Source organism: Siphonobacter sp. BAB-5385 (assembly GCF_002261125.1).
Lineage (GTDB): Bacteria > Bacteroidota > Bacteroidia > Cytophagales > Spirosomataceae > Siphonobacter.
Window position 1 is genome coordinate 57211 of record NZ_NMPS01000120.1, and the last position, 16468, is coordinate 73678.

The following is a 16468-nucleotide window of genomic DNA, read 5'->3' on the forward strand; positions in this document are numbered from 1 at the left end:
AAAATGACGCATCAACCCAATCAACCAGGAAACGATAAAATCGATAATCTGGCTCCGCATACCGAGCAATCCTCGGGCGAAAAAATGACGACCAATACGGGTCTGAAAATTAGCGATGACAATAACTCCCTGAAAGCGGGAGATCGGGGGCCTTCCCTACTGGAAGACTTCATTTTACGCGAAAAAATCACGCACTTCGACCACGAACGAATTCCGGAACGCGTCGTACACGCCCGGGGATCGGGAGCACACGGTGTTTTCAAGGTGTATGAGTCCATGGCTCATCTGACGAAAGCCCAGTTTCTGAATGATCCTTCGCTGGAAACGCCCGTGTTTGTACGTTTTTCGACCGTTGCTGGCTCGCGTGGTTCGACGGATCTGGCCCGCGATGTACGCGGCTTTGCCGTCAAATTCTATACGCAGGAAGGTAATTTTGATTTGGTAGGGAACAACATGCCCGTATTCTTCATTCAGGATGCCATCAAATTTCCGGACCTCATTCACGCCGTTAAGCCGGAACCGGATAACGAAATTCCACAGGCCGCTTCCGCTCACGATACCTTCTGGGATTTTATTTCCCTGATGCCCGAATCCGCTCATATGGTTATGTGGGCCATGAGCGACCGGGCTCTGCCCCGAAGCTATCGGATGATGGAAGGCTTTGGCGTTCATACCTTCCGGTTTGTCAATGCGGAAGGCGTATCGAGTTTCGTTAAATTTCACTGGAAACCCTTATTAGGTGTTCACTCGGTGGCCTGGGACGAGGCTCAGAATATTTCCGGGAAAGACCCCGATTTTCACCGTCGCGACTTATGGGATGCCATTGAAAGCGGTCAATTTCCGGAATGGGAACTCGGTGTGCAGATCGTAGCCGAAGAAGACGAATTCAAATTTGACTTTGATCTGCTCGATTCGACCAAAATTATTCCCGAAGAACTGGTACCCGTACAACGCATTGGTAAACTGACGTTGAATCGTAATCCCGATAACTTTTTTGCGGAAACCGAGCAGGTGGCTTTCCACCTCGGACACGTGGTACCGGGTATTGATTTCACCAATGATCCATTGTTACAGGGACGTTTGTTCTCCTATACGGATACGCAGCTGTTGCGTTTGGGGGGACCTAATTTCCAGGAAATTCCCATCAACCGTCCCCTCAATACGGTACACAATAACCAGCGGGACGGTCACATGCGTCAGATGATCAATAAGGGAAAGGCGAGTTATCACCCCAATTCCTTAGGTGGCGGTTATCCCGAACAGGCGAAGTCTTCGGAAGGCGGCTTTTCCAGTTATCCCGAACGCATTGAAGCCCGAAAAGTACGAGCCCGCAGCAAGAGCTTCATGGATCACTTCAGTCAGGCCCGGCTGTTTTTCAACAGTCAGTCGGAACCCGAGAAGAACCACATCATTGACGCGTTAAGCTTCGAATTAGGGAAGGTAAAAACCGTGGCCATCCGGGAACGTATGCTGGGTATTTTGTCACTGATCGATAAAAACCTGGCCGCTGAAGTAGCCTTTGCGTTACGCATTCCGGTACCCCAGGATCCGGCTTTGCCCGTTAATCACAGTGTTCCAGCCGATGCAGATCCTGCGGATTATGATTCCGTTATGGTCGAAGGTTCTCTGACTTCCTCGGAAGCCCTGAGCATGGCCAATACCATTAAAGACAGCATTCAAACGCGGAAAATCGCTTTTCTGGCTGCGGATGGGGTAGACGCAGAGTCGCTCCAGACCGTGAAAAGCAAGCTGGAAGCCGAAGGTGCCGTAGTCGAAGTAATCGCTCCGCGACTCAATTTCATTCTGTCTGCTGACCATACTGAAATTCCCGTTGACCATAGTTTCCTGACGGCGGCATCCGTGTTATACGATGCGGTGTATGTACCGGGGGGAACAAATAGTGTAGCTACGGTAGAAGCAGATGCCGATGCAGTTCATTTCTTAAACGAAGCGTTCAAACACTGCAAGCCCATTGCGGCTCACGCTTCGGCTATGCAGGTATTGGAATCAACGTATTTCGCCAAAAAACTACCGGCTGATTTTTCGGAAGATACCGTCTTACGGGAAGGCTTGGTCGTAAACGATGATTCCGCAACACTGGCCGACTTGTTTACGAAAGCGATTGCTCAACATCGTTTCTGGGAACGGGAGAAACCCAGAAAGATTCCTGCTTAAGTTTCACTAAGAAAAAGCCCAGTCTGAAATCATCAGACTGGGCTTTTTTTTAGTGGCAGTTTCTGCGTTTAGCGTATGAGCTGATCGGTTATATAGCTGTTAATCCTGCAGTAATTCAGCGGCTTCGATGTTATTCTGCTGTAAGGCCAGGTCCATTACGGTTAAGCCTCTTGCGTCCCGAATCGTTTTATCGGCTCCGTACTGGAGCAATAACTTCACTACTTCGTTTCGACCAAACATAGCGGCGAACATCAGGGCGGTTCCGCCATTGCCGTGTTGCAGATTCAGGTCTGCTCCCTGAGCAATAAGTAACTCGGCCAGATCCGTATAGCCCTTGAAACTTACGCCCATGAGTGCCGTATTGCCACCAAAATCCTGAGCATTGACATCAGCCCCGGCCTGAAGCAGAAGCCGGGCCGCCTCGAACTGATGATTATAACAGGCAATAATCAGGGGCGTGTACCCTTTTTCATCACGAGCGTTGACATTGGTATGACGATCAATTAATTCCTGCATAACAGCCGTTTCCCCCAGACGGGCGGCGTGAATAAGTACAGGTTCCAGATTGGTAAGGCCAGCAACGGTAGATTCGGTCATCGTAGGTTTTAGTAAGTAAAAAAAGTCTATCGCTATCTTATGCATAAATAGTATACCAGCACCCCAGGATGCTCTTGCCAGGAATTTTACTTGATCGATGTCGTGATCACCGAGGCTACTGAATCAATGTTTACGCTTATCAATCAGGCATTGGAAAAGTTATAACCAGAAAGGCCCCTCTTGAGGATTCATCTATTCTGATGCTCGTGCAGACCACTTGATACCACGATCGACTGGAGAACTATTTCTTAAGCTTTTTATAAAGACGCTTTCCTATCAACCAGGTTATGATCAGGCTATAGGCCATCAGTTTCCCGGGCAACAAGAGAGCCTGAGTAAACAGGAGCAATCGGTTGAAGTCATCCGAGATACGGAAAGGATTGTCAATCAGGCCTCCTAGCCATCCTACATTGGTATAATCAGGTGTGGCGTCAACAAAATGGCCTATGAGCACATAGGCAACCAGACAGGATAGTTTTATAAGTACGGGCTGAATCCCTCCATCCCCTGCCTCGTAAAATACACCGTATAGACTCACACTTACTAAAATCAACCCTGCGACCATCGCTACCCAAACAAGCCATTTTTGGGGACGCCTTCCCTTATTGTCCGGGTCAGGGGTATTCACCTTAACAGTACCAACCGGACCTGGGTTGGCGGGTTCAAGCAGCCATTCGAGTAAGCTCATCTATCGATTTTTAGGTTTAAAGTAGAACACGCAGAACGGCAGGAACGTGGGTTTTGTGTTCACTGGCTTTGTTGATCCATCACTGGTCAAAAACCATGCGTACGTAACAAACGAATACTTTTCCAACTGCCTTCCAACGAAATAGCAGACAATGGGGTCCTGGCAACGGAACACCAATTTCTGTACAGACCATGAAAACGTTTATCTGGATAATTCTACTTCTAACGATGGGCTGTCGCAAGCAACCAGAGGTTCTCATCTCTATCACACCTGATCAACTAGTAGGGACCTGGAAAGACCCTTCGTCGAAGGTTCAACTCGGAAAACGTTTGACATTTACGGAAACCCACGTGTATAGGGCTGTCGACTCCGTAGCCAATTGCCAACCCGTTGAACCCAACAAGGCTTTGCCTTATACCTACACCCTGGATAAGGGAAGCCTTGTACTCACATATGCTGGGGTAATGCCCGGAATGCAAGCTCCTCCTCCGTTACGTTTATCCATAGTTTCATTCAGTTCCACCCACTTACTAGTCAGAACTCCTGTTCAAGAACAACTAATGTTTGAAAAGTGTGAGTAAACAGGAACGGGCTGCACTGGCTACTCAGGAAATGACAAAACGTGTTCCAGAACTCCTATTCCTGGCAAGCTTACTGGGATGCTCTGATCCATTGAAAGAGCACGGGAAGTCTACTTACGCGTTGGAGGTCAACGAGCGTTTTCTAGTCCTGAAAGATTTAGTTAACGATCCTGCATACTGGATTTAATTATATTAGCATCTATTTAGGCTTCAACCATAAGCCAGAATAACCACTGTATTTTCTGGCTTAGCGGAACATCAGTTAACGGGTTATCCTATCAAGACAACTAAACAGCAGGAAAAGAAAAATATGCTTCATAAGGCTTTATTGACTTTCCCCACACTGACCACAAAACAGTTGACCCTTCGGCAACTGGTAGAAAGTGATGGACAAGCGATATTTCTGCTTCGATCTGAGCCAACCCTAAACAAGTACCTTGACCGAAAGCTGAGTCAAACTTTAGAAGAAGCATTACACTTTATTAGAAACATCCAAACCCGTCAATTTTTATACTGGGCTATTGTAGACACAGTAAGCGGAAAGCTACTGGGTACCATTAGCCTTTTTTACTTTTCAGACGAAATGAATACCTGCGGCATAGGCTATGAGCTTCTAACGGACTATCAGGGACGAGGAATCATGCAGGAAGCAGCAAAAAAAATCATAGCATTTGCCTTTGACAGGCTTGGTATCGAAACCATTGAGGCATTCACTCATAAAGACAACCAACGTTCAACCCGGCTGCTGCAAAAGTTAACTTTTGAAAAAACGGAATTTACTGATGCGAACAATCCGGATGTAATCGTATTTCGGCTATTCAACCACAGAGCAGCGTAGAATAGAAAGTAACCAGGCCTATTTAATTAGCTTTATGTAAAAACACTTTTATAACAGAGTCAGGGTGTGGCAAAACAAATCAGGCGTATCTTTTTCCTTGTACTTCTTCTTCCCCTGCTAAGCCTGACTACCCACGGGCAGCATACGAAACTTGATGCTTTGGTAAAGCATTACCAGGCCCGCAACCATTTTAACGGATCGGTTCTGATTGCCCGCAATGGTAAGATTGACTACCTGACGTATGCTGGATTAGCCAACCGGACCGATCAGGTTAAGTATTCAGCTCAATCTAAGTTTCACATCTTTTCACTTACCAAAACCTTCACTGCTGTTTTAATCCTGCAACTCCAGGAACAGGGTCGAATCCATCTGGACTCTTCCATTGCTACCTATTACCCTTCTTATCGGGGCGAAGCCGCCCGGAAAGCTACCATTCGAAATTTATTAACCTATAGCAGTGGCCGGGCTCATGAGGATATGCAGTCACTAGCCGAGGCCTATAATACGACGATATGGCCTTTGGATAGCTTCATTGCCAGGTATTGTTCCGATCGCTTAGTTCAGATACCTGGCACCAGCTTCACGTATAACAATGGTGACTTTATTATACTCGGTAAGATCATTGAGTTGCTGTACGGGGAAGCTTACGAAGACGTGTTACGCAAAAAGATTTTGATTCCCCTGCACATGCATCATACCAATTACCTCCATCATGACGACATCATTCCTCATTTAGACCAGGCCTATTTCCATCACGATACGGTACCTCTTACTTTTTACCAGCCTACAAACTATTACATTGACAATTACTTCTCAGCGGGAGCCATGTATTCTACCCCCACGGACCTGCTTTTATTTGATCAGGCCCTGTTTACTCACAAACTCCTGAAAAAAGAAACCATCGACCTGATGCTTACTTCTTATGAGCACCTGGGTGATGTAGCTTTGGGGTTTTGGGTATATGCGAAGAAACTAGGACAGAAGCAGTATAGGCTATCCGAGCGACAAGGATATGGCTATGGTCATCATGCCAATTGGGTTCATTTGATTGACGAGAATATAACGCTTATCCTCATGAGTAATACCAACACCGTTGATTTGAACAAAATGCGTTGGGAGATCCTTGACCTGTATTTAAAGGGCAAGTAAAGCATAGGCTCTTGACCATAATATCTGCTCCCAACTCTGTACCACTTTTATAAACAACCAGGCAGTAAACATAAAGGTACACGGGTCCTTGCCCAGGCAGAACCTGATTGTGCTAAATCCTTGACATTCTTGGGAGGAGCAAGCTGCAACAGCTTACCGATTACTGGTTTTTGATCTTGATGTACCAAGCTATTCTATACAAGAAACCCGTTCTTCCCGGATTCGATAGCTTAAGTTACAAGCAGCTAATGGCGTGACCTGACGCTGTAAACAAGGTATGAACTACGTTTCTGACTAGTAATCGATTCTAAAAATAAAAAGAGTACCCCCTACTTTTCGTTTAAAACCTGTTTAGGCAAATAACCAAACTTCCGTTTAAAGGCCGCCGTGAAATGCTGCGGGTTTTTGTAGCCCACCAACGCGGCCACTTCGGCAATGGTTTCGTATCGGCCACTGGCGAGAAACTCCTGAGCCCGCTCCATCCGCTGGTCGGTGATGTAGCCAAAAATGGTGGTACCGAAAAGTTGTTTAAAGCCTTCCTGTAAGTTGGTTCGATTGATGCCCACGGTTTTTGATAGCATCTCGATGGAACAGGGCGTATCCAGATGGGTAAGCAGTAAGGCCCTTACTTCCTGTAGTTTATCCTGCGTTTTCTTCTTCAATACGGGCTGCGTATCTCGAGCCGACAAAATCTGATCAATCTGAAGCGTAAGCAGCTCCACGATTTTTGCTTCCACGAACATTCGTTTCAAAGAACCCACGTACTCACAATTCCGAATCTCGGACAGCACCTGAATCATACGGGGCGTTATCGGGTAACTCTGTTGGCCCAGCAAAGCGGGTTGGCCTTGTTCGAGACGGCGGCCAAACGTCCCCAGTTGTTCGAGGTCATCGTTGAATAATTTACGTAGAAAATTCAGCGATAATTCAATTTCCACGCTCAAGCCACCGGGCGTTTTCAGATACGTTAAAGGTCCTTTCAGTGCCGGATAAAATAGCAACGCATGCTGTCCTTTGGTGATAAGCGAGTGGGGTTGAAAGTCACCTTTGGGCTGATAGAGGCAGCCTTGCGTGGTTAATTCGAAATGCATTTGCAGGTACGGAAAATCGCTTTCAATGTAGTGGGTGAACGAGAAATCGTGCCGTGACTGAAAGAACCCGGCTATGATTCCGTCGATGGACAACCGCTGAGCCTGGGAGTGGATACCCGCATACCTGAATTCCGTGGTGACTTCCCGAATCCCGGTGGAGCTTACAGCCTTAAATCCTTCCGGATACTCCTTTACGAAGTTATGTTCCTGGATATCATCGGAGCTAAATACAATTTTCATAAAAAGCTGTCTATCGCGGCATTAATACTGCATTTCGCGTTACCAGGGTGGCTTTTTCCAATCCTACTTTTGCTACTATTAAGAATAAGTCTTAATAAGCGAATGTACAGATAAATGTGTAAAAGGCTACTATTGCTGCTGGCCTTTCTTGCTTCCTGGGTGGTGAACGGACAATCCGTTCCCTGGCTATTCAGAGGAAGCGTAAAGGATGAGAAAGGGTCGGTCTTGCCGGGTGCTACGGTAAGCCTGATCGAACTAAAGAAATACACGACAACCAATTCCGAAGGTCAGTTTGCGTTTTCCACTCTTCCGCCAGGAACGTATCAGGTGCAGGTGACGCACCTTGGCTACCAGTCGTCGACGCAGGTGGTTCGTTCCGGCAATCGGTCCGTTGTGGAGCTTACGATTACGCTGCGGGAAGAGGCTCGCCAGCTTTCGGAAGTGCAGGTAACCGGTAAAACCGAAACCCAGCAGGCCAAACGGCAACCGATTAAGGCAGAGGTTATTAACACCAGGACGGTACAGGAGCAACCCGCTACGCTGGTTGAACTCATGAACCGTTCGGTGGGGATACGTATCCGGCAAACGGGTGGATTGGGCTCCGACGCGGGTTTAATGATGAATGGGTTTCAGGGACGAGCCATCAAGAATTTCAAAGACGGTATTCCGATGGATTATCTGGGGGCTGGTTATAACATCTCACTCGTACCCGTCAATATGCTGGAACGGGTAGAGGTATACAAAGGTGTGTTACCGACCCATTTAGGAGCCGATGCTCTGGGCGGTGCGGTGAATCTCATTACCAGAAAATCGCTGTATCGGTATGCCGAAGGGTCGTACGAAATCGGTTCGTTCAATACCCATCGGCTGTCGTTGAATGCACTGTTTACCGATACCACCCGTCGATTCTTCGTCGGGATCGATGCCTTCCTCAACCGTTCTGATAACAACTATCCGGTAACGGTCAACGTAACGGATCAGGAAACGGCCACCCAGCGACCCGCTACGGTGCGACTCTTTCATAACCGATTCACGAACTATTACGCTGAAATCTACGGCGGACTGACCCGTCTACGCTGGGCGGATGAACTGCGAATTGGACTGACGGGCTTCGATATTGATCGGCAGAACCAATACGGTGCCACGATGTCGCAACCCTTTGGGGCTAGCGTCAGCCGACAGTATTCCATCATCCCGACGCTACGCTACCGGAAAACAGTGGGTAAACTCAGCATTGATCAATTCCTGACGGCCAACACGATTCACGTTACCCAAACCGATACGGCCCGAGGTACCTACGACTGGTACGGAAACTTCATTCCCAGTCCATCCCGTCAGGGCGAAATTTCCGTTCGGGGAACGTTGGCAACGCTCGATTTTTCGTACCACACCTCCCGTACCAATCTGGCGTATGCGTTCAACGATCAACACCGACTGGAATTCAATCTCGTTTCGTCTACTATGACCCGCGTGGGTCGCGATCCGCTGGGCGTTACGTTTCGGGAGTCAGGGCGGGACGTCCTGACGGTGAAAGCAAACTATAACAAAGCCGTTGCCGCCCTGGGTCTGGCCTCGACGTTGCGGAATGAGCGTCTATCCAACCAGCTGATTGTCAGGTTTTACCATTACAACACCCACGCGATTGATGCCGATTATTACGGAACGGAACAGCCCCGTTCGGCTTCGATCCAACGCTGGGGAATCGCCGAAGCCCTTAAATTTTCATTGACTCCTTCAGCGTTTCTACGGGCATCGGCTGAACTGGCCACGCGACTCCCGGAACAGGACGAACTCTTCGGTGATGGGAACTTTAACCGCTCTAATTTTCAGCTTCTGCCCGAGCGGAGTACGAACGTCAATCTGGGCTTTCGGACCGAAAGAACGGGACGTTATACCCTCGAAGTCAATTCCTTTTACCGGATTACGCACGACCTGATTCTGCGGGTTCCGGTCGATTTTCTGTTCAGCCAGAACCAGAACGTAACGAACGTACGGGGCCTGGGCGTGGAGTCGGACCTAACCGTTTCTCTGTGGAAATGGCTGCGGGCCAACGGGAATTTCACGTATCAGAATTTCCGGCTGTTCGATACCGGCAACCGCATTGCCGAAGGTTCTCGGCTCCGCAATACACCTTACTTCTTTGCCAATCTTGGACTCACGGGCACGTGTACGCAGGTGCTGTCCTCACGCGATAAACTCCATCTATATTACTACTACCTGTTTGTCCGGGAGTATTACCTGGACTACGTACCGAAAGCACAGGAGCCAAGCGGATTGCTGGGCCTTTGGGGCAAGGCCCGGTTCGATGCTCCCAATATCATTCCCAATCAGTCGCTCCACACGGTTGGCTTTACCTATAACCCCGTCAGCCGCCGGTTTTCGGTGGGCGTTCAGGTTAAAAATCTACTGAATACGCCCGTTTACGACAATTTCCGCATTCAGAATGCGGGCCGCAGTATCCATCTGAAAGTAAACTATCTCCTTTATTAATCAAGCTTGTATGAAAACGTCTGTTTCCCAGTTTATTCTTTGCTGCCTGACCATCGCCCTGCTCGCGGGGTGTAGCAAAGACAGTTCTGATAACCCAACGCCAACCCCGACTGCCAACGCAACATATGTGCTGATGACCGATGTGACCAAGTTTCAGTCACCGGGTTATCTGACGGCGTTCACCAGTATACCGACCGGGACCGTAAACCCCATTACGTCGAAAGCCTTGCAAGTCAAATCCGCCTTTGGCTTTCGGGCTTTCGGAAAGTGGTTTTTCAACCGTAGCAATGCGGCTGGTGACATAGGGCTGCAAAAGTATACCGTAGCCGACGACGGCAGTATTGTCGATGGAGGTTTCATTGCGGGTTCTACTCAGTACGTGATTGCCACGGAAACCAGCGGCTATTACCTGGACGAAACGCGGGGAACGCTCAAGATCCAAAAATTCAATCCGACCACCATGCAGCGAATCGGGGAGATCGACCTGTCGTCCCTGCAAAAATCCGGGGTGGAATATCAGGTCATTGGCAAGCACACGCTGGCAACGAAGGAAGGTAAACTGTACGCCGGTATTACCTATGGCACCAAAAAAGCACTGGGTTACGGTGACGATATGTACAACTACATTGCGTTTGCCGTGATTGATATGGCGACGGATAAACTGGATAAAACGATCAAGTATGAGGGGCTGAAAGGCGTGGGCTGGGGTTCCTCGGCTAATAAGATGTGGAGCCTCGGCGATGATGGGGCCCTGTATTTCTACAGCACGGCACTGGGGACGGGCTTTACTAACTCTTCAGTGATTCGGATCAAGAAAGGCGAAACCGATTTTGATCGTAACTGGATACTGAAAGCCAATGACTTACAAAACGGAGCTTCCATTGCTACTGCCTTAATAAAAGGCGGGAAGATCTACCTTGAGTTACCTTCTACTCCGCTGGCGGCTAATTTCTCTAACCTCACCAGCCCAATTTTTGACTATTACGTAGTCGATATGGCTACGGGCCAGAAAACAAAAATTGAAGGGATGCCGCAGCATGATTACTCCTATGCTAACGATTATGGGATTACCGAAATCGATGGAAAAATCTATTGCTGGGTTCGGAATCCAGGCCAGAAAGTGGACGGCTATTACGTACTGGATGGCACCCAGGCGACACAGGTATTCAACGTAGCCCACGAGGGCAGCCTCTGGGGCTTTGTGAAATTACAGTAAGTTTTTACTACGATCGGATTTACAGGACTGATTCTGTAAAATCCGGTAAATCCGGTCAAAAAAATGAATCGAACACGTATGAGCACGACCAAACGGGTAAAAACCTGGTTTCAGATTCACAAGTGGACCAGTCTGATCTGCACGGCTTTTCTGCTGATGCTGTGCGTGACGGGCTTGCCTCTGATTTTTCATGAGGAAATCGAGGGGCTGGAACCCAAGCTGGCTCCCACCTTGCCCGCCCATACCCCCAAAGTAAGCCTGAATAAACTCGTGGAGACCGGGCTGCAAGCCAATCCCAGCAAAGTAATCCGGTTTCTGTACTGGGATGATCACCAGCCGAATACCGTAACGCTGAGTTTATCCGATTCGCTAACGGCTCCTCCTACTAATTTTAAAACGGTTATTCTGGATGAGCGAACGGGCAAAGTGCTGGAAGAGCCCCATGATCAGGAGGGTTTTATGTACGTCATGCTTCAACTGCATACCGACATGTTCATGGGGATAGGCGGCAAACTGTTTCTGGGTTTGATGGGCATACTGTTCGTGCTGGCGATTGTATCAGGGCTGATGCTGTATGGACCCATCATGAAACGATTTAATTTCGGGATGATTCGTACCGAGAAGTCTTCCCGGCTGAAATGGCTGGATTTACACAACCTGCTCGGCGTCGTAACGGTGGCCTGGGCCGTTGTGGTCGGTTTCACGGGCGTCATCAATACCCTCTCGGAAGTGGTGCTGGGTTTATGGCAGGTAGGCCAACTGGCCGAGATGACCGCTCCCTATAAGAATGCTGCCCCCTTAACGGGCCAACTCAGTTCGCTGGATCAGGCCTTCGAGGTTACCCGACGGGCCGCCCCCGAGATGGAACCGTATCTGGTGGCCTATCCGGGAACGATGTTCTCTAGTAAACACCACTACGCCGTATTTGCCAAGGGTAAAACACCCCTTACCGAACGATTGATTAAACCGGCACTGGTTGATGCTAAAACGGGAAAATTGACCGATATGCGGGACATGCCCTGGTTTGTCAATGCCTTGTTTCTTTCGCAACCGCTCCATTTTGGCGACTACGGCGGACTCCCGCTAAAAATAATCTGGGCACTTTTCGATCTGGTAACCATTGTGGTATTGATCAGCGGTTTGTATTTGTGGTTTGCTCGCACCAAAGCAACCAAAGCTCAGATTGCCCGCATGGGAGAGTCGAAGGCAAAACAGATCGAGAACGCTGAAATTCTAACCCTTAATTCGCCCCCAACGGATGACTAATCGATTCTGGCATATCTGGACAATCCCGTTGTTACTGGCTATCATCAGCCTCAGCGGCCTCATTTCCGCCCTGGTCGGTAATGACCTCTGGGATGCGTTATCCTGGCTGACCCTAAGCGTTCCTTTACTGGTTATTGCCCGGTTTTGGCTGAAGCCGCAAGGCAGTAAGAAAGCCGTGAAGTAGACTAATCTGCTCATTTACCATAAAAACGACACGAGTCATACCCGTGTCGTTTTTTCAATTTTCAGGTTGAAAGCAGCCCTGCTTTCGGAGCTACACCTTATTAGCCTTTTCGTCGTGCCATTCGCTGGCCGATGACAATTCATTCATGGCATACGTAGTTCCTTTCCTCGGTAATGACTGCTTTGGAACTTATGATCTGGGCAAACATAAGCTTTCATTCAAATGAACAATAATGGTCCGTTTGAGCTGGATTCGTTAAAATTTCGAATAGCTGTTCTATCCAATTCATGCCCCTAACGCTTTGGGTAAGCAATTGAAGCGTGTCGATATAGCTGGAAACAGTTTACAGTTTTTATGCAACACTGATGCAAATACAACGAATCCTGTGTTTATTTGCAACATTATTGCAATTGAGACCGGATCACTCGCCCCATGCACCTTCATTATATCAAACTCATTGCCCGCCAGGAATGGAATGCCATTTTTCGGGGCCGGAATACGCGGTTACTGTATTTTTCACTACTGGCCGTTTCGCTACTGGCAATGATTACCGGCTGGCAGTACGTTGGCAAGTTTAACCGACAGCAAGCGACTGCCCATCAGCAAGTTTATGACCAGTGGATGAGCCAGCCCGATCGACACCCCCACCGGGTGGCCCATTATGGCTATCTGGTTTTTCGCGAAAAATCGCCCCTTAGCTTTTTTGACTTTGGCCTCGACAGTTACGTCGCAACGCCGTATTTCTGGAAGCACACCGTCAAAATACAATCAACCTGAGTGAGGCCAGTTTTTCGAATGGCATGTTACGATTTGGCGAATTAAGTATGGCCTTGGTTCTACAGTTACTGGTGCCGCTACTCATTATTTTTATCGGCTTTCCAACGATTGCGGGCCTGAAACAAAACGGTGTGTTAAAAATTCTGCTTTGCCAGCGTGCCTCTTACTTTGACCTTTTGGTTGGCAAAACGGCGGGGCTAACCGCTGCAATCTGGATTTTATTCTTACCGCTCATCCTGATAAGCCTTTTCGTCGGATCTTTTTTCCTTTCGGGTAAAATAGGTGTAGAAAACACATTACGTATATCGATAATCGTTTCTTCTTACGCAGTCTATTTTCTGAGTATTGTTCTACTCGTCGTAGGCGTATCGGCGGTGAGCAGGTCGGCCAAGCAGGCACTCATGGCACTGGTTTTTGGCTGGATTTTATTCATTATAATCATTCCTAAAAGTGCCCAGACCCTGGGTAGCCGTCTTTACGAGGCCCCCAACAAGATTGCCTTTGAACAGGCCATCGAAGCAGAGATGAGTCAGCAAGGCGACAGTCATAACCCCAACGATCCGCATTTTGCCCAATTAAAAGCAGACCTGTTGAAAAAGTATGGCGTCGATTCTGTTCAGGCCCTGCCGTTAAATTACGGGGCATTCGTCATGAAGGAGAGCGAAACCATTACATCTACCTTATTCAATAAACATTTTGACCGCCTGATCGGTACTTACCGATCGCAGAATGCCGTGTCCACGGCTTTCGGTTTCGCGGATCCTTTCCTGGCCATCCGTAACCTTTCGATGAATCTTTCCGGTACTGATTTCGACTCCTTTACCGCTTTTCAGCAGCAAACCGAACGCTACCGTTACGAAAAATCACAACGCCTTAATGAGATTCATTTAACGCAAATCCAGTATAGGAACGATAGTCAGCAAAAGGTCGGTGCGGATCATTGGCAGCGTATGCCTGATTTCACCTTCCAGCCGCTTTCGATCGCGGCGAACCTGTCGGCGGCGGGTATTAGTCTGGCTGCACTGGTTTGCTGGGTACTGGCGGGCTTCGGTGCCTTATACTACATTTCCACCAAACGCCATTTTCAGTTATGAAACGTTACCGAAGTGTATTGCTCCTGGAACTACGGAATTTTTTACGGAGTAAAACGGTACAAATGGGAACGATTGGCGTGCTGGCTTTCGCCTTTTACAGCTTTCTGCACGCGAATCAGGTGATTGATCAGCAGGAGCAAACCATCACCTCCGTACCTTCCGTGCAAAAACACCACTTGCAGCAGGTCGTTACGCATGGTACGGGAAAAGTCGCAGGGACCACGGCGTACTATCCGTTTTTTTATACCGTCAACCCACCTGCCCCCTGGGCTCGGTTTGCCCTGGGTCAACGTGATATTTATCCGTATACGCTGAAAGTAAAAATGCTTGCTATTGAAGGGCAACTTTATGATTCAGAACTAACCAATCCGCTTACTCTCCTGGCAGGAAACCTGGATGCTGCTTTCGTGTTTCTGTTCCTCCTTCCCCTGCTCATCATCGCTTTAACCTACAATGTCATTTCCGAGGAGCAGGAAACGGGCGTCTGGAACATCCTGCACACCTCAACTACCCATGTAGGGCAAACTGTTGCCGGGAAACTACTGGTGCGGCTGGGGGTACTGCTGTTGCTCACCTTCGCCGTGTTTACGGCGGCTTGCCTTTCGCTGCAACTTCCCTTCACCGGGCCCACTTTTCAGCTACTGCTCGTGGTATTGATTTACGTCCTGTTTTGGTTCACCATGGCAGCCCTGATCGTTTCCTTCGGCAAACGCTCTTCCTTCAATGCCACTGCGTTGATTTGCGTCTGGATCTTTCTGACAATCCTTCTGCCCGGCATCGCCACTATCGTTGTTAGCAGTAGCGTTCCCGTTCCCGAGGCAAGCGAAACGGCAATTCGTCAACGGGAAGGCTATCATGCCAAATGGGATCAGCCCAAGAAGGCCACCATGGAAAAGTTCTATGCGGTCTACCCTCAGTATCGCCACTACCCGATCCCTGACCATACCTTTTCTCCCGGCTGGTACTATGCCATGCAGTTCTCGGGTGATCTGGATTCGAAACACGCATCGGAACAACTTTTCGAGAAATTAAGCCAAAGACAAAGCCTGTCCGAAACCATGAGCTGGTTTAACCCGGTTATCGCGGCCCAGCAAGCCTTGAATAAAGTAGCCAATACTGATCTGGAAAGTCACGTACGCTATCTGCAATCGGTGAAAGCCCATCACCGCCAGATTCGGGAATATTTCTATCCGCATATTTTCGAAGACACCCCTACCGAACACCTGGATTGGGCTGGTTATCCACCTTATCAACCCATCGGTTATGTGAGCGAATTTCCTGCTGCCGGAATCCTGGCGATCCTGGTGTGGTCTTTCGCTTGTCTGGCACTGGCCTTCGTTTTGTTTAAAAGAAATTTCCTGACCATTAAAAACTTATCCCATGATTGAAGCGAAAAACCTCACCAAACGATACGGGAACCATACTGCGGTCAACCAACTGGATTTACTCATTCAGCCGGGTGAGGTTTTTGCATTACTCGGCCAGAATGGAGCCGGAAAAACGACGACCATCAACCTTTTTTTAGGCTTTACTGAACCCAGCGAAGGGGTTGCCCTTATCAATGGCCTCTCCGTGGCTGACCAGCCGCAGGAAATTAAACGCTATCTGGCCTACATTCCCGAAACGGTCATGCTTTACCCCAACCTGACCGGTATCGAAAATCTGGCGTATTTTTCTTCTCTGGCGGGTTTCGCGTATACCCCGGAAGAGCTGGGTTCTCTGCTTTCAGCGACCGGATTGCAAGCCCAGGCTTTCAACCAGCGGCTTTCTGCCTACTCCAAAGGCATGCGGCAAAAGGTAGGCATTGCCATCGCCGTAGCCAAGAAAGCGAAAGCACTCCTCCTCGATGAGCCGACCAGTGGACTGGACCCGAAGGCTTCCAGTGAATTTTCGGAAATCATACAAACACGGGCCGCCAACGGTACTGCCATTTTAATGACCACGCATGACATTTTTCGTGCCAAAGAAGTAGCCAGCCGCATTGGCATCATGAAAGAAGGCGTTCTTCAATCCATCCTTGATGCCGATACGATCTCAGCCAACGAGCTGGAAAGTCTTTACCTCAAAACAGTCTAATTACCC

Annotated in this window: 14 protein-coding genes; 11 read left to right on the forward strand and 3 right to left on the reverse strand. The window is 48.6% G+C overall.

The genetic code is table 11. From position 1 onward, the window contains the following. Nucleotides 1-3 precede the first annotated feature (3 nt). Nucleotides 4-2175, forward strand: coding sequence for a catalase (locus BWI93_RS12155; protein WP_094811632.1), 2172 nt, complete (start codon nucleotides 4-6; stop codon nucleotides 2173-2175). 99 nt (nucleotides 2176-2274) lie between these two features. Here the strand turns inward: BWI93_RS12155 and BWI93_RS12160 are convergent, their stop codons facing one another. Both BWI93_RS12160 and BWI93_RS12165 read right to left on the reverse strand, forming a co-directional pair. Next, complete coding sequence (locus BWI93_RS12160) at nucleotides 2275-2772, reverse strand: ankyrin repeat domain-containing protein (protein ID WP_094811634.1); 498 nt, start codon at nucleotides 2770-2772, stop codon at nucleotides 2275-2277. 241 nt (nucleotides 2773-3013) lie between these two features. Continuing rightward, nucleotides 3014-3460 (reverse strand): hypothetical protein, encoded by a 447-nt coding sequence (locus BWI93_RS12165; protein WP_094811636.1) that lies wholly within the window; start codon nucleotides 3458-3460, stop codon nucleotides 3014-3016. A gap of 891 nt (nucleotides 3461-4351) precedes the next feature. On the opposite strand from BWI93_RS12165, the gene BWI93_RS12180 reads away from it, so the two are divergent. Next, nucleotides 4352-4879: a GNAT family N-acetyltransferase gene (locus BWI93_RS12180; RefSeq protein ID WP_094811642.1), complete on the forward strand. Its 528-nt coding sequence runs from the start codon at nucleotides 4352-4354 to the stop codon at nucleotides 4877-4879. Nucleotides 4880-5038: 159 nt separating this feature from the next. Then, a complete protein-coding gene (locus tag BWI93_RS12185) occupies nucleotides 5039-6028 on the forward strand; it encodes a serine hydrolase (protein WP_217902260.1) in 990 nt (329 codons plus the stop codon). 329 nt (nucleotides 6029-6357) lie between these two features. Here BWI93_RS12185 and BWI93_RS12190 read toward each other — a convergent pair whose 3' ends face one another. Beyond that, nucleotides 6358-7359, reverse strand: coding sequence for an AraC family transcriptional regulator (locus BWI93_RS12190; RefSeq protein ID WP_094811644.1), 1002 nt, complete (start codon nucleotides 7357-7359; stop codon nucleotides 6358-6360). A gap of 114 nt (nucleotides 7360-7473) precedes the next feature. Here BWI93_RS12190 and BWI93_RS12195 point away from each other — a divergent pair, with 114 nt between their 5' ends. The 8 genes from BWI93_RS12195 (at nucleotide 7474) to BWI93_RS12230 (ending at nucleotide 16462) form a co-directional block, all read left to right on the forward strand. Then, nucleotides 7474-9849, forward strand: a complete 2376-nt coding sequence (locus tag BWI93_RS12195; protein ID WP_094811646.1) for a TonB-dependent receptor — start codon at nucleotides 7474-7476, stop codon at nucleotides 9847-9849. Between the two features lie 10 nt (nucleotides 9850-9859). Beyond that, the gene (locus BWI93_RS12200; protein ID WP_141217445.1) at nucleotides 9860-11065 is read left to right on the forward strand and encodes a hypothetical protein; all 1206 of its coding nucleotides are present in this window, start codon (nucleotides 9860-9862) and stop codon (nucleotides 11063-11065) included. A 63-nt stretch (nucleotides 11066-11128) separates the two neighbouring features. Further along, entirely contained in the window at nucleotides 11129-12331 is a 1203-nt protein-coding gene (locus BWI93_RS12205) for a PepSY domain-containing protein (RefSeq protein WP_255157822.1), read from the forward strand. Beyond that, entirely contained in the window at nucleotides 12324-12515 is a 192-nt protein-coding gene (locus BWI93_RS12210; RefSeq protein ID WP_176454203.1) for a hypothetical protein, read from the forward strand. Before BWI93_RS12205 ends, BWI93_RS12210 begins: the two co-directional genes overlap by 8 nt. 432 nt (nucleotides 12516-12947) lie before the next feature. Beyond that, the gene (locus tag BWI93_RS12215; RefSeq protein ID WP_094811654.1) at nucleotides 12948-13292 is read left to right on the forward strand and encodes a hypothetical protein; all 345 of its coding nucleotides are present in this window, start codon (nucleotides 12948-12950) and stop codon (nucleotides 13290-13292) included. Between the two features lie 23 nt (nucleotides 13293-13315). Further along, the gene (locus BWI93_RS12220) at nucleotides 13316-14386 is read left to right on the forward strand and encodes a DUF3526 domain-containing protein (protein ID WP_094811656.1); all 1071 of its coding nucleotides are present in this window, start codon (nucleotides 13316-13318) and stop codon (nucleotides 14384-14386) included. After that, nucleotides 14383-15774 carry a DUF3526 domain-containing protein gene (locus BWI93_RS12225; RefSeq protein ID WP_094811658.1) on the forward strand — a complete coding sequence of 464 codons (1392 nt, stop codon included), beginning with the start codon at nucleotides 14383-14385 and terminating at the stop codon, nucleotides 15772-15774. Before BWI93_RS12220 ends, BWI93_RS12225 begins: the two co-directional genes overlap by 4 nt. Further along, a complete protein-coding gene (locus BWI93_RS12230; protein ID WP_094811660.1) occupies nucleotides 15767-16462 on the forward strand; it encodes an ABC transporter ATP-binding protein in 696 nt (231 codons plus the stop codon). Before BWI93_RS12225 ends, BWI93_RS12230 begins: the two co-directional genes overlap by 8 nt. Nucleotides 16463-16468: the final 6 nt, after the last annotated feature.

What these genes read in the sequence shown, in the direction of transcription:
- BWI93_RS12155 (WP_094811632.1), top strand. Translation starts at nt 4, where the DNA reads ATGACGCATCAACCCAATCAACCAGGAAACGATAAAATCGATAATCTG.
- BWI93_RS12160 (WP_094811634.1), bottom strand. Translation starts at nt 2,772, where the DNA reads ATGACCGAATCTACCGTTGCTGGCCTTACCAATCTGGAACCTGTACTT.
- BWI93_RS12165 (WP_094811636.1), bottom strand. Translation starts at nt 3,460, where the DNA reads ATGAGCTTACTCGAATGGCTGCTTGAACCCGCCAACCCAGGTCCGGTT.
- BWI93_RS12180 (WP_094811642.1), top strand. Translation starts at nt 4,352, where the DNA reads ATGCTTCATAAGGCTTTATTGACTTTCCCCACACTGACCACAAAACAG.
- BWI93_RS12190 (WP_094811644.1), bottom strand. Translation starts at nt 7,359, where the DNA reads ATGAAAATTGTATTTAGCTCCGATGATATCCAGGAACATAACTTCGTA.
- BWI93_RS12195 (WP_094811646.1), top strand. Translation starts at nt 7,474, where the DNA reads ATGTGTAAAAGGCTACTATTGCTGCTGGCCTTTCTTGCTTCCTGGGTG.
- BWI93_RS12200 (WP_141217445.1), top strand. Translation starts at nt 9,860, where the DNA reads ATGAAAACGTCTGTTTCCCAGTTTATTCTTTGCTGCCTGACCATCGCC.
- BWI93_RS12205 (WP_255157822.1), top strand. Translation starts at nt 11,129, where the DNA reads ATGAATCGAACACGTATGAGCACGACCAAACGGGTAAAAACCTGGTTT.
- BWI93_RS12210 (WP_176454203.1), top strand. Translation starts at nt 12,324, where the DNA reads ATGACTAATCGATTCTGGCATATCTGGACAATCCCGTTGTTACTGGCT.
- BWI93_RS12215 (WP_094811654.1), top strand. Translation starts at nt 12,948, where the DNA reads ATGCACCTTCATTATATCAAACTCATTGCCCGCCAGGAATGGAATGCC.
- BWI93_RS12220 (WP_094811656.1), top strand. Translation starts at nt 13,316, where the DNA reads ATGTTACGATTTGGCGAATTAAGTATGGCCTTGGTTCTACAGTTACTG.
- BWI93_RS12225 (WP_094811658.1), top strand. Translation starts at nt 14,383, where the DNA reads ATGAAACGTTACCGAAGTGTATTGCTCCTGGAACTACGGAATTTTTTA.
- BWI93_RS12230 (WP_094811660.1), top strand. Translation starts at nt 15,767, where the DNA reads ATGATTGAAGCGAAAAACCTCACCAAACGATACGGGAACCATACTGCG.